Below are 18,389 nucleotides of genomic sequence, written 5' to 3' on the forward strand. Positions count from 1 at the left end.
GGTCACGGTCGACAACGTCGCTCCCATCGACGCGCCCCGCGCGGGCAGAGGCGAGACGGTATTGATCGTCGAAGATGAGCCGGTCGTACGCAGCATCATCGTCGATGTTCTGACGGATCTCGGCTACCACACACTCGAAGCAAGCGACGGTCCATCCGGACTGGCGCAGCTGCGCCTCAACCAACGTATCGATCTTCTCGTCACCGACGTGGGTTTGCCGGGTATCAATGGACGCCAGCTCGCCGATCAGGCCCGCGAGCGACACCCGGACCTGAAGGTGCTCTTCATGACCGGTTACGCGGAGAATGCCGCGGTCCCGTCGGGTTTCCTCGAGCCGGGTATGGCCATGATGACCAAACCCTTCGCCATCGACGCATTCGCTCAGAAAGTCCGTGGCATTATCGAAAAGAGTTAGCCTGTCTGCCGCGTTTCAAGCGCCCTGCATAAAGAGGTCCGCATTCCATGCGAAGCGACACTCAGGCAACATGAGGCTAACATCGAAAGCGAGTCTCTGCGCCCGCAATGCATTTGACCTTGATCAATCGCTTGCCCATCCGCATATCCTCGTCTCAAGCCAAGGGGAAACGAAGGGAGAGAGCCCGACGATGCGTTACTCAGGATCGGTCGTTCAAGGCGGGTTGGACTTGCGGTGGCGGGTTTTCTGATGGTGTCTTCGCTGCCCGCCGGCTCGGACCTCATCACAAAAGGCGACAGCGACATTGCCGCGCGGTATGTGGCTGGGATCATTGCTGATACTCTGGACGCATTTCCTGCTCTCCCGTCCATCCCGAAAATGCTCTGGAGTGGGGGTCGACACGCATGAACCAGTTCCATCAACAGATCGCCGACCTAGAGGCTTCGCTCGACGAATTGTCCCAAGCCGCCGAGCAGTGTCGCAAAGCAAAGATCCTCGCAAAGGTGATCATTGGTGCGGGTTTCCTCGCCCTCGCCGTACTCGTTCTCGGTCTCCTTCGAGCGGGCGAGCCCATCGCGCTCGTCGCCGGGATCGCGGCCATTCTTGGCGGGATCGTGTTTTACGGATCGAACCGAAGCACATTGCAGGAAGTCAAAGCTCGAATCGCCGCCACAGAAACCGAGCGCGCCGCATTGATCGATGCGATGCATCTCCGGTTGGTGCAGGAGAACTAGTCGGCCTCCTCACCAATTCGACATGGTTCCGTCCTGCAGTCTTGCGATCGGCAGATAAGCGCGCTCGTAAGGATACTTTGCAGCAAGCGATTCATCGATGTCGACACCATGACCCGGTGCATCTCCCGGATAAAGGAAGCCATCTGCGAATGTGTAGGCGTGGGGGAAGACAGCATCCGTCTCCGGCGTATGTCGCATGTATTCCTGAATGCCAAAATTGGGCACCCAAAGATCGAAATGGAGCGCGGCGCCCATGCAGACCGGCGAGAGATCCGTTGCGCCGTGAGAGCCCGTTCGAACCTGATAGAGTTCGGCGAGCGCCGCAATCTTTCGAAGCTGTGTGATGCCTCCGGCATGAACGACCGTCGTGCGAATGTAGTCGATTAGCTGGTTCTCGATCAGCTCACGACAATCATGAATCGAGTTGAACACTTCGCCGATGGCGATGGGAGTCGTCGTATGCTGGCGGATAAGCCTGAGCGCTTCCTGGTTTTCTGCGGGCGTAGGATCCTCCATCCAGAACAGATGATAGGGCTCGACCTCTTTTCCGAGACGTGCTGCCTCGATCGGAGTCAAGCGATGATGAACATCGTGGAGGAGATGAAAATCGGGGCCGTGTGCCTTGCGGAGCGCTTCGAACAGCTTTGGCGCAAAGTTGAGATACATCTCCGTCGACCAGATCTGCTCTTCGGGCAGGCCCTTCGTTGCGGGTTCGTAGAACAACTTGCCGCGAGAAATGCCATAGGCCGTATCGAGTCCTGGAACGCCAGCTTGTGCGCGGACTGCCTTGTATCCGAGCGACAGATAATGACCGACCGCGTCAACGGTCTCTGCAATATCGCTTCCGTTCGCATGTCCGTAGACCATGACACCTGAACGGCTTTTGCCTCCTAGGAGCTGGTAGAGCGGCAAGCCCGCGATTTTCGCTTTGATGTCCCACAGGGCGGTATCGACAGCTGCTATCGCCGACATGGTGACGGGCCCGCGCCTCCAATATGCCCCCTTGGCGAGGTATTGCCAGATATCCTCGATCTGTTGCGGATCACGGCCGATGAGACAAGGGATCACGTGCTCTTCAAGATAGGCGAGAACAGCAAGTTCGCGTCCGTTCAACGTCGCGTCGCCGATGCCGTAGACGCCCTCGTCTGTCACGATCTTGAGCGTGACGAAATTCCGACCCGGACAGGTGACGATGCAGTAGGCTTTCTCGATTTTCATCTTAGCTCTCGACGGTTCAACAGGTCGCTAGGAGACCAGCGCGGCGACGGTGTGTTTGGCACCCTTGGCAAAGAGGCTGCGCAGCGCCTTCGTTACCGAATCCGCAAAACGAATGTTCTTCGATAGGTCGTCGCCGAAGATCTCGTTCACGGACAGAAGTTCAGCGGCCAATGCATCGGGTGACGCGCCTGCCTTATCGGCAAGTTCGCGCAATCTCTTCGCCATTGGATCGCGCACGTCGATCGGCTGACCGACTTCGTCCACACCAGTGACGTAACGCATCCACGCGGCGACGCCGAGAGCCAGACGGTCGATCGGGGCATTCGCGCGGAGCCGGTCGCGAACAGTTCCAAGTAGGCGCTGCGGAAGTTTCTGCGACCCATCCATCGCGATCTGCCATGTGCGGTGCTTCAAGGCGGGGTTTTTGAACCGCTCGACCAGGGCACGTTGATAGGACACAAGATCGGTTCCAGACGGCATGTGCAGCGTCGGTGCGACTTCGTCCGCCATCAAGTGTTCGATCAACTGCACGAAAGCTGGATCAGCCATCGTATCCGAGACAGTCTCATAGCCCGACAGAAAACCAAGATAGGCCAGCGTCGAGTGACTGCCGTTGAGCAGCCGTAACTTCATGAGCTCGTAGGGTTCGACGTCCTCTACGAACTGAGCGCCGGCGTCTTCCCAAGCAGGCCTCCCTTGTGGGAAATCATCTTCGATAATCCACTGCGTGAACGGCTCGGTCACGACCGGCCACGCATCGGTGACACCGATCGCCTGACTGATCCGTGCTCGGTCACCATCGGTCGTCGCCGGCACGATTCGGTCGACCATCGTCGCGGGACAGGAGACGTTCTTTGCGACGAACAGGCCGAGATCCGGGTCGACCAACTCAGCGTATCGAGCCAACACACGCTTCACCGTCCGCCCGTTGGATGGAAGGTTGTCGCACGTCAGCACCGTAAAAGGAGCAAGCCCGGCCTCTCGGCGACGGCGCAGAGCCTCGACAATCAAGCCAGGGGCCGACCGCGGGCGCCGCGGCTCGGCGCGATCATGCACGATATCAGGGTGCTTTTCGTTCAACGAACCAGTCGCCGGGTCATGGCAGTAACCTTTCTCCGTGACCGTTAAGGACACGATCCGCGTTCTCGCATYGCTCATGATCCGCAAGAGATCGTCAACGGCCTCGGGAGCGACAATGATGCGCGAAATCGCGCCGATCACGCGAAGGCTTTCGCCGTCCTTAGATCTGACGGAAAGCGTATAGAGGCCGTCCTGCGGATGAAGCGCATCGTACGTATCAGGACTCCGCAAGCTTGCAGCGACGATGCCCCAGCTCGTGTCCCGTTCAAGAAGCGTATCCGTGTAGACGGCTTGATGCGCACGATGAAACGCACCAACGCCGAGGTGGACGATCCCCGTGGTGACTTTTGTGCGGTCGTAGGCGGGTCTCACGATCGCCGGCGGCAGATCGCTGAGGGTGAGACGGTTCAAGCGCTTCGGCATAGTCTTCTCAATGCGCTGGCTGCTGTTTGGCCCGCGTTACGATCTGCGTGGGATTGACGAAACGAAGTGCGATCATCAGCCAGATCAGCGTCGTCACCATGTAGATGACCGCCATGGCATCGATGGATTGCACGGCACGGACGCCGGCGGCGAAGACGGCATAGTAGAGCGCGACGACAAGGGTCTGACTCGTCGGGCCCGCCACCAGGAAGGTGAGCTCGAACATTGCGATCGTGCGCACAAGAACCAGGAGCAGCGCTGCGAGAATTCCCGGTAGAAGCAGCGGCATTAGGACGTGAATGAACAGCTTGAACGTATTCGCACCGAACACCCGAGCCGCCGCTTCGATCTTGGGATCGATCTGCTCGATGAAAGGAATCATGACGAGAATGACGAAAGGAACAGTCGGCACCAGATTGGCTGCAACGACTCCCCAGAACGTGCCTGCGAGTCCGGTTCGATAAAGAACGGTCGCGAGAGGGATACCGAACGTGATCGGGGGAATCAGAAGTGGCAGGAGGAACAGCAGGATCAGGATGCGTTTTCCAGGGAAGTCCCGGCGCGCGAGTGCATAGGCGGCAGTTACGCCTAGAACACCGGAAATGAGGACCACCACCCCGACGACCTGAAACGTCACGAGCAGGACGTCTCCGAGCTGAAACTCGTTCCACGCAGAGGAATACCATCGCGTCGTCCATCCGACAGGAAGCCACGTTCCAAGCCAGCGTGTCGCGAAAGAGCTTGTGACGACTGTGCCGATCATGGCGAAGAGATTGATGACGAAGAAAGCAACCAACGACCATATGGCCGCCGCCCAGAGTTTCGATCCTAGTGTCGTATCGCGGATCATCGCACTATCCTTTCGCACCGCTCGCCGGGCCACGGTAGAAGAGACCGCGCGAGGCAAGAACGGCGACAACGATGGCAAGCTGAACGAAGCCCATGATCATCGCCACCGCAGACGCCATCGAATAATCGTATTCTTCGAATGCGGCTTGATACGCGGCGATCGAGATSACACGCGTTGGACCSGCCGGCGCGCCCAGCAGCACGGCAGAAGGGAAGACCGAGAATGCCTGGACGAAGGACAGGCAGAACGTGATCGCGAACCCCGGCATGAGAAGTGGCAGATAGACATGGCGAAACCGCTGCGAGGCGCTCGCCCCCAGTGTCGCTGCGGCTTGCTCCAGTGCCGGGTCGATGCCCGTCACGTAGGACAGCGTCAGCAAGAAGGTGAATGGAAAACCCGTGATCACGAGCGAGGCAAACACGCCCCAGTAATTGTGCACGAGCTTTAACGGCTGCGAGATCAATCCGAACGTCATCAAAGTGCGGTTGAACCAGCCTTGCGGCCCGAGATAGTTCAGAAGCCCTTCAGCGACGAGCACAGTCCCGAGCGTGATCGGTAAGACCAGAATGGTCGTCAGCAAGCGTTGATGTCGCATCAGGCGGACTCGGAACGCGACCGGCACCGCAAGCACCAGGTTGAGAAGCGTCACAGGGATCGCGAGCCACAACGTCTTCGCGATCGTTTCATAGAGGAAGGAATCCGAGAAGAAGCGCTGATAGTTGGCGAGCCAACCACCGTTCTTGGGTTCAAAAGACAACACCAAGCCGAAGGCGAACGGATAGATGAACAGACACAGACTGAAGACGGCCGCCGGCAGGATCAGAAGCGTGACCGCATCGAGACCACGGGCAGCGAGACGCTGACGCAAATTCGGTCCGTGTGCGACACCTGGAGAAAGTGCATGCATGATGTCCTCCCTATGCCGGTTCGGCAAAAATGAGGATCCGTTCGTCGCCCCCGCGAACATGGATAATCGTACCCGGCGTGACCGTGTGATCCGACCGGAAGACGAGCTCCAGTCCGCCGGACGATCGGGCCGTTCCGACGAACTCACGACCACGATACTCGATGGTTTCGACCTTCACGGGTATTGAATTATCTCCTGCTTCACCGACAACGAGATCATCGGGACGCAAAGCTGCAAAAGCCGTAGAGCCTATGGCCAGTTTCTCGCGAGGAATACCCGAAATGCGCGCACCTTCCACATCGAGCACGGCATGGTCGTCGGCGGACGACACCACTGTGCCCTTCAGCTTGTTGCGGAAGCCCATGAAATCCGCAACGTCGAGATGCGCCGGGCTCTCATAGAGCTCTTTTGGTGTCCCCACCTGCCGAACAACTCCGTCGCGCAAAACAACGATGCGGTCAGCGAGCGAAAGCGCCTCATCCTGGTCGTGCGTCACGTAGATCGTCGTGGCGCCGAGCTCGTTGTGAATGCGGCGGATTTCCGCGCGCATTTCGAGGCGAAGCTTGGCGTCGAGGTTGGAGAGCGGCTCGTCCATCAACACAAGCGGGGGCTCGATGACGATCGCACGCGCGATCGCAACGCGCTGCTGTTGGCCACCCGAGAGTTGCCCCGGTAGTTTGTTTTCCTGGCCGTTGAGACGCACGAGGCCAATCGCCTCATCGACCTTGCGTGCGATCTGGGCCCTGGGCAATCCGCGCATCTTCAAGCCGAAGCCGACGTTCTGACGCACGTTGAGGTGGGGGAAAAGCGCGTAGTTCTGGAAAACCATGCCAAAACCGCGCTCTTCCGGACGCAAGGTGTCGACCCGGTTCTTATCGAGCCAGATAGAACCACCCGTGACGGGCAGGAGACCCGCGATGCAGTTCAACGTCGTCGACTTGCCGCAACCCGACGGGCCGAGCAACGCGATGAATTCGCGCCGCTTGATCGTCAGGTTGACGTCACGCAGGGCGTTGAGAGTCCCGAAATCGCGACTCACATGGTCCAAGCGGACTTCGTCAAACTTTGAAAGGGCAATTGCCATCGCGGGATCCCTGTCCTACTTGCGCTTCGATCCGCCGACCTGCTCGTCCCAGATGCGGAAGGCGACCACCATCTGCTCAGGTTGGAGCGGCAACTCGATCGGATTGTCGGCAATCAGCCGTTCGTATTCGGGACGCCCGAATTCCTTGATCGCTGCCTGGCTTTCCGGCGGCGCCATATCGAGTGTGACACCTTTTACCGCAGGGCCCGGATAGAAGTACCCTTCGTCATAGGTATACGCTTGCTGCTCTTTGGAAAGCAGGAAGCTCATCAGGTCGAGAAGCACCGCAACCTTCTCGTTCGAGAGACCCTTCGGTACGCACATGTAGTGCGCGTCGGCCACCCAGTGGAAGCCCTTCAGCGCCCCGACCCTGGCTTCCTTCGGAACGACGCCGAGGACTCGGGGATTGATGTCCCAGCCTGTGGTCGACACCGTCATGTCACGGGACCCTTCACCGAGCTCTTTCATGACCGCGCCGGTGCCGGACGGGTAGTACTCGATGTACTGACCGAGCTCTCGGAGATAAGCCCAGGTCTTGTCCCAACCCTTAGCTGGATCTTGCGGATTGCTGTCGCCGAGGATGTACGGCAGGCCCATGATGAACGTGCGACCAGGTCCGGAATTCGCCGGCCGTGCGTAGATCAGACGATTGGGGTTCGCCTTCGCCCAGGCGAGAAGCTCTTCCGCCGTCGTCGGCACCGTTTTGACTTTGTCGGGCATGTATTCGAGCAACGGACCGGACGGATAATACGTCACGACTACGCCCTGCCCTTTCGCCAGCGTCTGCATTTTCGCTGCAGCGGGCAGATAGATTTCATCGAGCTTCGGCAGCGAACCAGCATGCGCGGGAATGAGGTCGACCCATAGCTTTTGATCGATGCCAGCCGAGAGCGCATCGGTTCCGGTCAGCACGAGATCGATGTCGACACGGCCTGCGTCCTGCTGCGCCTTGATCTTGCCCGCGAGCTCCGGTGCCGGAGCCTTTGTGAACGTGATGCGTGAGACGAGATTGGGCTTCGCCTTGCGGTAGTTCTCGATCGCCTTTTGCGTCAGCGCGAGATTACCTGCTACGTCGATGATGTTGAGAGCGACAGGCTCTTTAGGCAGGGCGGCCTGCGAGAACGCCGGCCCCCCGATGGCGGCGGCACCGGCTACGCCCGCGAGACCGCCGGCGAATGTCCGTCTGGTGATAAAGTTGTTCATTGTCTTCCTCCCGTTCTGTGCGACAGGCCCCCGCGGGCCCTGCCGGCTTTCACAGCTTGTAGGCCCGTTTTGCGAGGCGATAGGCGAGATCGTGAGCCACCTCATGCGCCTCGTCCTCGTCGAGGCGATGCGTCGTCACGAGGTTGGCGAGAAACGAGCAGTCCACCCGGCGGGCAACATCGTGCCGCGCCGGAATCGAAAGGTATGCGCGGGTGTCGTCATTGAAACCGACGGTGTTTTGGAAGCCGGCTGTTTCCGTGGTGAGCTCTCGGAACCGACGCATTCCCTCGGGCGCATCGAAGAACCACCACGCCGGCCCAAGCTTCAGTGCGGGATAGTGGCCGGCCAAAGGCGCCAATTCCCGGGAGTAGCTGGTTTCGTCGAGTGTAAAGACGATCAATGTGAGTTTATGGTCGTTGCCGAACCGGTCGAGCAGCGGCTTGAGCGCATGGACATAGTCTGTCGGCGAGGGGATATCGGCTCCCATGTCGCGTCCGAAGCGCGCAAAGAGTCCCCGGTTGTGGTTTCGGAAGGATCCCGGATGGATCTGCATCACCATCCCGTCCTCGACGCTCATCGCCGCCATTTCCGTGAGCATCTGCGCGCGGAACAATTCGGCGTCGCCCTCCCGTTGCGCACCGGTCGAGACCCGTTTGAACAATGCCTCCGCGTCCGATCGAGAGAGATCCGCCGTGCGCGCGGTCGGATGTCCGTGATCCGTCGAGGTTGCGCCGTAGTCGCGGAAAAAGGCGCGGCGTACGCGATGAGCTTCGAGATAGCCCGACCACGACGCCGTATCGCAATTTGTCAGCGTTCCGAAGTGTTGAAGATTCTCGCGGAAGCCTTCGAAATCGGGATCGACGACCGGATCGGGTCGATAGGCCGTGATTACACGGCCAGTCCAACCGGAACGCCTGATTGTCTCATGGTGGGTCAGCGGATCGAGAGGGCTCTCCGTGGTTGCGATGGCCTCGATGCGAAACCGCTCGAAGAGTGCGCGGGGGCGAAACGCCGGCGTCTTCAATTCAGCGTCGATACGATCGTAGTAGGCGTCCGCCGTAAGAGGTGAGAGCCGCTCAGTGAAACCAAACAGAGTTGCAAATGTGTGGTCGAGCCACGCCCGGGTCGGCGTCCCGCGGAAGAGGTGGTAATGAGACGCAAAATGCTTCCAGATCGTGCGCGGATCCCTTTCGATCGGGGTGCCGTCACGCGTGGAAACGCCAAGATCTTCGAGGCGAACGCCTTGGCTGTGCAACATCCGGAAAATGTAGTGATCAGGAATGACGAACAACGTCGCTGGATCGGGAAATGCCGCATTCTCGGCGTACCAACGTGGATCGGTGTGACCATGGGGAGAGACGATGGGCAAATCCTGAACGGCAGCGTACAGCCTTCGCGCAACAGCTCGCACGGCGGGCTCGGCAGGAAACAGCCGGTCCGGATGGATCAGCATCATCGTAACTCCCTCGGCGCCCCGTTCCGGCTTGCTTTCAACCGGTTTGAGAACGTCCACAGCCCAAAGCTTAGAGCGCCGGTGGCTTCTTTGCAATGGTCTACTAGTATGGTAGTGTACCACTTATGAATGAGAAGAACCTCGCAAAGCTCGGTCTCAGCCGGGAGCCTATGGCCCGTCAGGTCACACGCGCCCTTCGCCAAGCAATCGTGACGATGCACCTGGCTCCGGGCGAGATGCTGTCCGAGCAAGATCTGGCTCGGCGGTTCGGCGTCAGTCGCTCACCGGTGAGGGAAGCGCTGATCAAGCTTGCGGAGGCTGGTCTCGTTCGCGTTCTGCCGCAACGAGGAACACAGGTCGTCAAAATCTCCCGTGCCAGCGTCGAGGATGCGCGCTTCATTCGCGAAGCAGTTGAATCTGCCGTTGTCCGCGAAGCCGCGCTTCGCGCTGGCCCAGCGATCATCGCAGAGTTGAATGCGAGTCTGACCCGCCAAAGACGTGCGCAGCGGGCGAAGACGACGGAAGAGTTTCTCGATCTGGACGAGGAATTTCATCGTCTTCTCGCCGAAGCGGCAGGGCGCCCTGCGGCTTGGCAGATGATCGAAGACGTCAAACCGCAGATGGACCGGGTCCGGTTCCTCGATATGGCCAAGGCCACGCCGAGGCATGTTGTCATTGCTCAGCACGTAACAATCGTGGATGCCATCAAGGCGCGCGATCCGAACGCCGCAGCAAATGCCATGCATGTACACTTGAGCGAAATACTCCGTTCGCTACCCGAAATCGCGGCCGAGAATCCGGACCTTTTCGAAGCCGATCAGGATTCACCGCCGGCAGCTCTGAGCGCTTGAAGCAAGGGCGTCGCGGCGAACCGACAGAAGTAGAGGCCATGCAGAACACCTTGGAACGACCAGCTCAGGCGGTGCGCGTTGTCCGGCTTCACGAGAGCGACAACCTGGTCGTCGCCGTCGATCCTATCGCCCCGGGCGCGCAGATCCATGGCGTCACCGCGCGGGAGCGAGTGCCACGCGGCCACAAGATGGCAATCGCGGCAATCAGCGCGGGTGATCCGATTCTCAAGTTTGGACAGATCATCGGATTTGCCTCTCGGCCGGTCGAGGCGGGCGAATGGTTGCACGAGCACAATGTGTCCCTCCACGACTTCGCGCGCGAGTACGACTTTGCATCCCTCGCGAAGACCGAAGACGTTCTACCGGTCGAACAGCAGGCGACGTTTCAGGGATTCCGCCGCGCAAACGGAAAGGTCGGGACCAGAAACTATCTCGCCATCCTGACGAGCGTGAATTGCTCTGCCTCAGTGGCGCGGTTCATCGCACGCGAGGTCGAACGGTCTGGTCTCCTCGCAGACTATCCTCAGATCGACGGGGTCATTCCGCTGGTTCATGGCACCGGATGCGCCATGGATACCAAAGGTGAAGGATATGACGTTCTCAAGCGTACCCAATGGGGCTACGCGTCCAATCCGAACATGGCCGGGGTATTGATGGTCGGTCTGGGCTGCGAGGTCTTTCAGATCGGGCGATGGAAAGAGCTCTACGGCATCGAGGAGAGCGAAACGTTCCGCACCATGACCATCCAGGATACGGGCGGCACCCGCAAGACTGTCGAAGCGGGTGTTGCTGCGATCCGCGACATGCTGCCGATCGCGGGCTCGGCGCGGCGGGAAACAGTGCCGGTATCCGAACTGATGCTTGCCCTCCAATGCGGCGGCTCGGATGGATATTCCGGCATCACGGCTAACCCTGCGCTCGGCGCGGCCGCCGACCTTCTTGTGCGGAACGGCGGCACGGCGATTCTGTCCGAGACACCAGAGATCTATGGGGCAGAGCATCTTCTGACGCGGCGCGCCGTGTCACGAGAGGTCGGCGAGAAGCTGGTCGAGCGGATTCGCTGGTGGGAAGACTACACAGCTCGTAACCGGGGCGAGATGAACAACAACCCCTCCCCTGGAAACAAAGCCGGCGGTCTAACGACGATCCTCGAGAAATCCTTAGGAGCGGCCGCTAAGGGGGGCACCACGACCCTCAACGAGGTCTATCTCTATGCCGAGCCCGTGATGAAGAAGGGCTTCGTATACATGGATACCCCCGGGTACGATCCTGTCTCCGCCACGGGACAGGTTGCCGGCGGAGCGAATGTCCTGTGTTTCACGACGGGCCGCGGTTCGGCCTATGGCTGCAAGCCGACGCCGTCAATCAAGCTTGCCACCAACAGCGAGATCTACCGCCGCATGATCGACGATATGGATATCGATTGCGGAGACATACTCGACGGCGTCTCCATCGAGGAGAAGGGTCGCGAAATTTTCCAGACGATCATTCGAGTCGCATCGGGCGAGCGGTCCAAGTCGGAGCAATTGGGCTACGGCGACGCCGAGTTCATTCCCTGGCAAATCGGCGCCACGATGTAATGGGCTGCAACAGCGCTCGGACACTCGGCCTCCCGGCTCCTCGGGTAAAGACCTGAGAAACCGAGAGATTTCTCCCTATATCGCATCCCTGTCGCTCGCCCACTTTGCGGTCGTAGAAAGACGCGATCGACGCGCTGGACGTTGACGACGCTTGATCTTCTCGTCCACACTCTCGCGGCCTTGGGGAAAAGATGATGCAACAATGCTTCGCGAATGACCGCCGGGTGAGCCCTCCGGCTGGCCAGGGAACGCGCCGTGTCTGGGCAACAATGCTGATCGCTGCATCTTCGATAGCGCTGCTGAGCGCCTGCAGCACATTGGATTTTGCCGAACCTGCTCCGCCGCAAAACACCAAGCCTCTCGTCACGACGAACGACCTCGTCGGCCGCTGGGGGCTCGCAGCCTATCATCGAGACACCGATCGCGACCGCACGATCAGGGAAGCGCGCTCCCAATGCAGCAACGCCTATGTGATCCAGCGTGGTCCGAATGGCGGGGTGATGATGAACCTGGCCGATGAGAAAGAACGCTCCGAACTGCAAGTGAAGGCCGCTGATGGACGAACCTTCATCGGTCGCGAGGGCCCTGCGGGCGAGGCCACCGACATGGAAGTGTCAGCGTTCGATGGCACAGTGATGACGATTCAATGGCTCGATGAGGATGTCATCTCGCGCTACGGGACGATGGTCTACGTCCGATGCAATGCACCCGCTCCAAAGGTCAACCCAACGCAAGCCAAACGCACTGGCTGACGCCCGGAGCGGCCGCAAAGAACGAATGGGAAGAGATGATGCAACCGGCAAGATCGACGATGACCCTAAAGACGTTACTCCTTATGGCCTGCATGGCGTTGCCGACGACGGTCGTCGCGCAAGCGGCGCGTCCCTTCACGCCACCCGCTGACGAACTGCAAATCGACGAACAACCAGGTCACGTCCCGACTTCGGAGGAAGAGCAACTTCCCGGCGGCTTCGAACGCCAGGTCGTCTTCTTCAGAAGCAACGAAGCGCCCGGAACCGTCGTCGTTCACACCTCCGAGCGCTTTCTCTATCTCGTCCAAGGCAACAATCGGGCCGTCCGCTACGGCATCGGCGTCGGCCGAGACGGCTTTCAATGGGCGGGACTCGTCAAGGTCACTCGCAAGCAGGAATGGCCCGATTGGCGACCGCCGCCGGAAATGATCCAGCGCCAGCCCTACCTTCCGCGGTTCATGGCTGGTGGCCCGGGCAACCCGATGGGAGCGCGCGCGCTTTATTTGGGGACGACAATTTACCGGATTCATGGGACCAACCAGCCGCAAACGATCGGTCACGCCGTTTCATCGGGCTGCTTTCGTCTGGTGAACGAGGACGTCGCCGATCTCTACGAACGCGTACCCCTCGGGACCAAGGTTGTCGTCAAGCACGCAGCCACGCTCTAATCGCACTGATTTCAAAACCGTGAGGACATCATGAACAAACGAGCGGGCAATGTGCTTGGCTGGTGTTCCGCCGTCGCCGGCGGGATCGTCGTCGCACTTTTCGCGGGCAGTGCTGGCGCGCAGACACTGGATGCGGTGAAACAGCGTGGCAAACTCATCTGCGGCGTCAGTCAAGGGCTGATGGGATTCTCAGCCAAGGACGAAAAAGGTCAGTGGTCGGGCTTCGACGTCGATTTCTGTCGCGCGGTGTCGGCTGCAATTTTCAACGCTCCCGACAAGGTCGAGTTCGTGCCGCTGTCGGCCGCCGATCGCTTCGACGCACTGAAGGCCGGAAAAGTCGACATCCTTTCCCGCAACTCCAGCTGGACGCTAGGCCGCGAAGTCGATTTCGGCGTCGCCTTCGCTGGCGTGACTTACTATGACGGTCAGGGCTTCCTGGTAACAAAGGGGCGCAACGTGAGTTCAGCGCTTGAGCTCGACGGAGCCAAAGTTTGTGTGCAGGCGGGCACAACCAGCGCGGACAATCTGGCAGATTATTTCGAATCGAACCGCATGAAGCTCGAAACAGTGACAGTATCGTCACCCGCCGAGGCTTTGGATGCCTATCAGCAGGGCCGATGCGATACGATTTCGAGCGACGTATCGCAGCTCCATGCGGAACGCCAAAAGCTGACTGAGCCGACGAAGCATGTCGTCCTCCCGGACATCATTTCCAAAGAACCGCTCGGACCGGCTGTGCGCCAGGACGACATGAAATGGCTCACTCTCGTCAAGTGGATCAACCTGGCCATGCTCAATGCGGAAGAGTTGGGCATCAGTTCAAAGACGATCGATCAGGCGGCTAAATCGCAGAAGCCCGATGTCAAACGCTTCGTCGGCACCGATGGCGATTTCGGAACGAAGATGGGGCTCACCAACGACTGGGCGGCGCGAGTAGTGTCCGCGGTCGGCAATTACGGCGAAGTCTACGAGCGCAATGTCGGCACGGGGTCGAAGCTCGATATTCCGCGTGGAGTCAATCAGCTCTGGAGCCTCGGCGGCATTCAGTACGCCGCGCCGATCCGTTGAACGGCCAGGGTCTCGACCAAGCGCGCATGTCCATTGCGATCGAGACCCTGTTGCCCGCGAGTCAGTCCACCTTTCCCGCAGTCGTCTCCTGGCCGCGGTTTGGACGCCACACTGGATCGGGACTGGACCAAAGCGGCGCATGAAGCATGGCGTCCGCCAGTTCTCGCGCCTGAACAGCGAGGAAGCGTTCTCCCTTTTCACGGCTTGCTTTGCGCGGATCACCCCAAGTACCAGTGACTGGTGCGCGCTCCGAGAACGAGTAGAACCGCGAAAATCCATTCGGCGCATGGACTGGCTCGGGTGCCTGCTGCATCGCTTCGTCGAGCTTGTCGGCTTTGACGATGTCACCGGCGATTGCCATCATGATCGACGTCTCGCCTTCGCAGGCGTGCTTAGGCATGGTGTCGGATTCGAAGATTGCGGCGATCTCCTTCGGTGCGAGGAACCACGGCGTGGTCGCGACGATCGGAAGGTCGTACGTCACCGCGAGTTCGCGCACTGCGACGGCAAGCGGGTCGACGTTGCCACCGTGACCATTGACGATCAGCAATCGGGCGAAGCCCAGTGCCTTCAAGGATCTCACGACGCCGCGGAGAATGCCGTGGTAGGCGTCGTAGTCAACCGTGATCGTGCCGCCGAATGGCAGATGGTGCTCGCTCATGCCGAGCCAGAGACCCGGCAGAACAGCAACGGGAATCTCCTCGGCAACAAGGTGCGCGGCGCGAATTGCGGCGGCACTCGCGCTCGCCGTATCCGTAATCACCGGCAGATGCGGCCCATGCTGCTCGAGCGAACCGACCGGCAACACGGCAAGCGCGTTCGGTCGCGCCGCCAACTGCCTGAGGTCCGGGGCCGTCATGCGGGCCCATTCGACTTCGATCGTCATATGCTCTCCTGTCGTTCGTCCGTTGAAGTTTTTACTGAAAGGTCGGCCACGGTCGTTGCGCGGGCCGCAAGCGTTCGTAGCTTCGCGCTACGCGCAGGACACCGAGATCATCGAAGCGTCGGCCGAAGATCTGAAGGCCGATTGGCAGCCCTTCCGTCGTATATCCGCAATTGATGGAGATCGCGGGCTGCTCCGACATGTTTAGGGCAACCGTAAATCCAATGTGTTCGAAGGGCCTCTGCGGGTCGTTGACGGGAGAAGCCCATTCAGCGTCATAGCTCGGCATCGGCGACGTTGGCGAGATGACGAAATCGAAGTCACGCGAGGCGGCAAGCGCAGCGTCGCGCATGACGCCGATCTGGGCGAACCCCGAATAGATATCAGCGCCCGACAACGACTCTGCCGTTTCGGCCCACGCAGTGATGTACGGCAACACCTTTGCCCGCCGTTCACGCGACATCTTCGACAGGTCGGACCATGATCGAGCGCGCCAGAACCGGTCGAGGCCATCGAGCATGGATGGCGTGAGAAACGGTTGAACCGGCTCGACGATAGCGCCGGCATCGGCGAACTGCTTCGCAGCCGTCTCGATTGCGCTTCTCACTTCAGGCTCGACGGAGACTCCGATGCCCGCCTCCATCCAGAGACCGATCCTCAAGCCCTTCACATCCCTATCGAGGTCGAGCCAGGGAATATCCGCCGCCGGTAAGCTCATGCCATCGCGCGCATCTGGCCGCGACAAGATCGACATGAACAGTGCGGTGTCGGCAACAGTTCGCGTCATCGGCCCGGCCACGCGACCGATGAAGGCGGGATCGATCGGCACGCGACCGAAAGACGGTTTGAGGCCGACGATACCGCACCATCCGGCCGGCAACCGGATCGATCCCCCGATATCAGTTCCAATGTGCAGAGGGCCATAGCCTACCGCAGCCGCCGCGCCTGCGCCCGCGCTTGAACCGCCCGGATTTTTCGACGTGTTCCAGGGATTGCGGGCGAGCTTGTGAAAGCTGGAAAGCCCGGACGACAGCATGCCTAGATCCGGCATTGTCGTTTTGCCGAGAATGACCCCTCCCGATTCGCGCACTCGCGCAGCTGGCGGCGCGTCGGCGGTGGCAGGCGTCAGATCCGTTGCGGCCGACCCCAAAGGCACAGCAACGCCCACTGTTGCGATGTTCTCCTTGATGGTGACGGGAACGCCGTCGATGGGTCCTGCCGGTTCGCCTCTCCTCCAGCGCGTCTCGGATTCGCGTGCCGCAGCGCGGGCGCCGTCGTAGTCGAGGGCCCACATGGCACACAGGCTTGGCTCAGTTGATTCGATTCGCGCGAGCACCGCCTCAGTCGCTTCAACGGGTGAAAGCGCGTTTGCCCGATAAGCGGCGACTAGATCGATGGCGGAAAGATCGGCAGGATTGGTCATAGCGTATATCCAGGGGAACAGAGCCTTCAGGCGAAATGGCAGCGGGCGTACCATCCCTCGCCCACCGGGCGTGGTGGCGGCGCTTCGGCGAGGCATCTCGCCTGAACCAGCGGACATGTTGGCGCATAGGCACAGCCGAGGTTCGATTCACGCGATCCCGCCACTGATGGGAAACGAGTTTCACGAATCCGCTTGCGGCGCCCCGAGAAGGGCTTCGGCACGGCATTGACGAGGGCTTGAGTATAAGGATGGCGCGGCGCATCGAAGACCGCCGCTGTGGGACCTTCCTCGACAATCCGCCCCAGATGAATGACGGCAACCCGATCTGTGATGACGCGCACCACGCCGAGATCATGGCTGATGAACAAGTAGGCGAGTCCAAGCCGTTCCTGAAGATCCATCATCAGGTTGAGAACCTGCGCCTGAATAGAGACGTCAAGCGCGGATACGGGCTCGTCGGCGACGATCAGAGCTGGATTTGTGACGAGTGCACGGGCAATGGCGATGCGCTGTCGCTGTCCGCCGGAGAACTCGTGTGGATATTTGTCGGCAGCGGCCGAGGTCAATCCAACGGCCTCCAGCACATCATCGATCCGCCTGTTCTTCTCCGTTGCGGAGCTCACGGTCTCGAGCGACCGCATCGGTTCGGCGATGATACGGCGCACCGTATGGCGAGGATCGAGCGACCCGTAAGGATCTTGGAAGATCGCCTGAAATTTCCTTCGGGCGAGTCGCAGTTCCGAACGTTCGAGTGCGTAGAGGTCCTGACCGTCTATTTTTACACTGCCCGATTGCGGGCGATCCAATGCCATCACTGTCCGCGCCAGCGTCGACTTTCCGGAACCGGATTCGCCAACGATGCCAAGGCTCTGCCGCGGCTGAAGCGACACACTGATCCCGTGCAGAATCCGCAGCGAGCGGGCGCGTGAAAAGAGCGACGAGCGAGGCAGAGTATACTCGCGAACGACGTCGACGACCTCGAGCAACGGAGCCGTCATCGGAGCACCGCACCGAACTGGGGATGGAAGCAGGCAGCCGCATGGTCCTCCTGCGCCTCCGGCCAAAGACTTGCGAGCGGCGGAACAGATGCACGGCAATCACCTTGAACGAACATGCATCGGTCCGCGAACGTGCAATGGTGAGGCCTGCTTAGCGGATCAGGCACCACACCAGGAATCGACGACAAGCGCTTTCGAGCACCAGCCGTCGGTGCGACGAGCGCGGCGCCATGGGGCGAGGCGGCGAACAGCCCACGCGAGTAGGGATGAGACATGCGTGCAAAAACATCGTCCGTACGTCCACTTTCGACGATACGTCCCGCATACATCACGACGATCCGCTCAGTCATTTCGGAAACCACGCCAAGGTCGTGGGTGATCAGCATGAGTGCCATTCGGTTCTCGTCCACGAGGTCGTCGATGAGATCGAGGATCTGTGCCTGCACCGTGACATCGAGTGCCGTAGTCGGCTCGTCGGCGATCAAAAGGTCCGGCTTGCACGCAAGCGCCATGGCGATCATCACCCTTTGACGCTGACCACCCGACAATTGGTGCGGATAGAGATGGCCCGTGAAGCGCGGTCCCGGAAGCCCGACCCTATCGAGCAATCGCCGGACGACGATCTCGGCCTCGGCCCGGCTTTCGCCAAGATGGAGTCGGATCCCCTCGGCAATCTGCGCGCCGATCGGTTTTACCGGATTGAGCGCCGTCATCGGCTCTTGAAAAACCATCGCAATGCGCCGCCCCCGAAGGCCGCAGAGTTCGGACTCGCTTGCCTTAGTGAGATCTCTGCCATCGA

Annotated in this window: 18 protein-coding genes; 7 read left to right on the forward strand and 11 right to left on the reverse strand. The window is 60.2% G+C overall.

Features of this window, described 5'->3' with window-relative positions; genetic code table 11:
• Both AC1DT3_RS02495 and AC1DT3_RS02500 read left to right on the forward strand, forming a co-directional pair.
• A partial coding sequence (locus tag AC1DT3_RS02495) for a response regulator (protein WP_477463656.1) occupies positions 1–415 on the forward strand: 415 nt, incomplete at its 5' end.
• 404 nt (positions 416–819) lie between these two features.
• Positions 820–1,149 (forward strand): hypothetical protein, encoded by a 330-nt coding sequence (locus AC1DT3_RS02500; protein WP_477463657.1) that lies wholly within the window; start codon positions 820–822, stop codon positions 1,147–1,149.
• Between the two features lie 9 nt (positions 1,150–1,158).
• Here the strand turns inward: AC1DT3_RS02500 and manD are convergent, their stop codons facing one another.
• From manD to uxaC, 7 genes are read right to left on the reverse strand one after another with little or no spacing between them, the layout of a single operon-like run.
• Complete coding sequence (gene manD, locus AC1DT3_RS02505) at positions 1,159–2,367, reverse strand: D-mannonate dehydratase ManD (protein ID WP_477463658.1); 1,209 nt, start codon at positions 2,365–2,367, stop codon at positions 1,159–1,161.
• 27 nt (positions 2,368–2,394) lie between these two features.
• Positions 2,395–3,870 (reverse strand): mannitol dehydrogenase family protein, encoded by a 1,476-nt coding sequence (locus AC1DT3_RS02510; protein WP_477463659.1) that lies wholly within the window; start codon positions 3,868–3,870, stop codon positions 2,395–2,397.
• 7 nt (positions 3,871–3,877) lie between these two features.
• The gene (locus tag AC1DT3_RS02515) at positions 3,878–4,720 is read right to left on the reverse strand and encodes an ABC transporter permease (protein WP_477463660.1); all 843 of its coding nucleotides are present in this window, start codon (positions 4,718–4,720) and stop codon (positions 3,878–3,880) included.
• A gap of 4 nt (positions 4,721–4,724) precedes the next feature.
• Positions 4,725–5,627, reverse strand: coding sequence for an ABC transporter permease (locus tag AC1DT3_RS02520; protein ID WP_477463661.1), 903 nt, complete (start codon positions 5,625–5,627; stop codon positions 4,725–4,727).
• Between the two features lie 10 nt (positions 5,628–5,637).
• Positions 5,638–6,711, reverse strand: a complete 1,074-nt coding sequence (locus AC1DT3_RS02525; protein WP_477463662.1) for an ABC transporter ATP-binding protein — start codon at positions 6,709–6,711, stop codon at positions 5,638–5,640.
• Positions 6,712–6,726: 15 nt separating this feature from the next.
• Positions 6,727–7,914: an ABC transporter substrate-binding protein gene (locus AC1DT3_RS02530; protein WP_477463663.1), complete on the reverse strand. Its 1,188-nt coding sequence runs from the start codon at positions 7,912–7,914 to the stop codon at positions 6,727–6,729.
• Positions 7,915–7,963: 49 nt separating this feature from the next.
• Complete coding sequence (gene uxaC, locus AC1DT3_RS02535) at positions 7,964–9,370, reverse strand: glucuronate isomerase (RefSeq protein WP_477463664.1); 1,407 nt, start codon at positions 9,368–9,370, stop codon at positions 7,964–7,966.
• Between the two features lie 122 nt (positions 9,371–9,492).
• Between uxaC and AC1DT3_RS02540 the strand changes: the two genes are divergently transcribed.
• The 5 genes from AC1DT3_RS02540 (at position 9,493) to AC1DT3_RS02560 (ending at position 14,286) form a co-directional block, all read left to right on the forward strand.
• Complete coding sequence (locus AC1DT3_RS02540; protein ID WP_477463665.1) at positions 9,493–10,218, forward strand: GntR family transcriptional regulator; 726 nt, start codon at positions 9,493–9,495, stop codon at positions 10,216–10,218.
• A 38-nt stretch (positions 10,219–10,256) separates the two neighbouring features.
• Positions 10,257–11,798 (forward strand): UxaA family hydrolase, encoded by a 1,542-nt coding sequence (locus AC1DT3_RS02545; protein WP_477463666.1) that lies wholly within the window; start codon positions 10,257–10,259, stop codon positions 11,796–11,798.
• 224 nt (positions 11,799–12,022) lie between these two features.
• Positions 12,023–12,550, forward strand: a complete 528-nt coding sequence (locus AC1DT3_RS02550) for a hypothetical protein (RefSeq protein WP_477463667.1) — start codon at positions 12,023–12,025, stop codon at positions 12,548–12,550.
• 59 nt (positions 12,551–12,609) lie between these two features.
• The gene (locus AC1DT3_RS02555; protein ID WP_477463668.1) at positions 12,610–13,218 is read left to right on the forward strand and encodes a L,D-transpeptidase; all 609 of its coding nucleotides are present in this window, start codon (positions 12,610–12,612) and stop codon (positions 13,216–13,218) included.
• 30 nt (positions 13,219–13,248) lie between these two features.
• Complete coding sequence (locus AC1DT3_RS02560) at positions 13,249–14,286, forward strand: amino acid ABC transporter substrate-binding protein (RefSeq protein WP_477463669.1); 1,038 nt, start codon at positions 13,249–13,251, stop codon at positions 14,284–14,286.
• A 61-nt stretch (positions 14,287–14,347) separates the two neighbouring features.
• Here the strand turns inward: AC1DT3_RS02560 and AC1DT3_RS02565 are convergent, their stop codons facing one another.
• From AC1DT3_RS02565 to AC1DT3_RS02580, 4 genes are all read right to left on the reverse strand, one after another.
• Complete coding sequence (locus tag AC1DT3_RS02565) at positions 14,348–15,172, reverse strand: creatininase family protein (protein ID WP_477463670.1); 825 nt, start codon at positions 15,170–15,172, stop codon at positions 14,348–14,350.
• Positions 15,173–15,203: 31 nt separating this feature from the next.
• Positions 15,204–16,592, reverse strand: a complete 1,389-nt coding sequence (locus tag AC1DT3_RS02570; RefSeq protein WP_477463671.1) for an amidase — start codon at positions 16,590–16,592, stop codon at positions 15,204–15,206.
• Positions 16,593–16,618: 26 nt separating this feature from the next.
• Entirely contained in the window at positions 16,619–17,590 is a 972-nt protein-coding gene (locus tag AC1DT3_RS02575) for an ABC transporter ATP-binding protein (protein ID WP_477463672.1), read from the reverse strand.
• The coding region (locus AC1DT3_RS02580; RefSeq protein WP_477463673.1) for an ABC transporter ATP-binding protein at positions 17,587–18,389 on the reverse strand (803 nt) is incomplete at its 5' end. The genes AC1DT3_RS02580 and AC1DT3_RS02575, both read right to left, overlap by 4 nt.

It is taken from the genome of Microvirga sp. P4_G7 (assembly GCF_056401005.1).

Bases quoted from the DNA above. Each gene is read 5' to 3' on its own strand.
- AC1DT3_RS02500 (WP_477463657.1), top strand. From the start codon at position 820: ATGAACCAGTTCCATCAACAGATCGCCGACCTAGAGGCTTCGCTCGAC.
- AC1DT3_RS02525 (WP_477463662.1), bottom strand. From the start codon at position 6,711: ATGGCAATTGCCCTTTCAAAGTTTGACGAAGTCCGCTTGGACCATGTG.
- AC1DT3_RS02530 (WP_477463663.1), bottom strand. From the start codon at position 7,914: ATGAACAACTTTATCACCAGACGGACATTCGCCGGCGGTCTCGCGGGC.
- AC1DT3_RS02565 (WP_477463670.1), bottom strand. From the start codon at position 15,172: ATGACGATCGAAGTCGAATGGGCCCGCATGACGGCCCCGGACCTCAGG.
- uxaC (WP_477463664.1), bottom strand. From the start codon at position 9,370: ATGATGCTGATCCATCCGGACCGGCTGTTTCCTGCCGAGCCCGCCGTG.
- AC1DT3_RS02540 (WP_477463665.1), top strand. From the start codon at position 9,493: ATGAATGAGAAGAACCTCGCAAAGCTCGGTCTCAGCCGGGAGCCTATG.
- AC1DT3_RS02560 (WP_477463669.1), top strand. From the start codon at position 13,249: ATGAACAAACGAGCGGGCAATGTGCTTGGCTGGTGTTCCGCCGTCGCC.
- AC1DT3_RS02570 (WP_477463671.1), bottom strand. From the start codon at position 16,592: ATGACCAATCCTGCCGATCTTTCCGCCATCGATCTAGTCGCCGCTTAT.
- AC1DT3_RS02575 (WP_477463672.1), bottom strand. From the start codon at position 17,590: ATGACGGCTCCGTTGCTCGAGGTCGTCGACGTCGTTCGCGAGTATACT.
- manD (WP_477463658.1), bottom strand. From the start codon at position 2,367: ATGAAAATCGAGAAAGCCTACTGCATCGTCACCTGTCCGGGTCGGAAT.
- AC1DT3_RS02515 (WP_477463660.1), bottom strand. From the start codon at position 4,720: ATGATCCGCGATACGACACTAGGATCGAAACTCTGGGCGGCGGCCATA.
- AC1DT3_RS02555 (WP_477463668.1), top strand. From the start codon at position 12,610: ATGACCCTAAAGACGTTACTCCTTATGGCCTGCATGGCGTTGCCGACG.
- AC1DT3_RS02545 (WP_477463666.1), top strand. From the start codon at position 10,257: ATGCAGAACACCTTGGAACGACCAGCTCAGGCGGTGCGCGTTGTCCGG.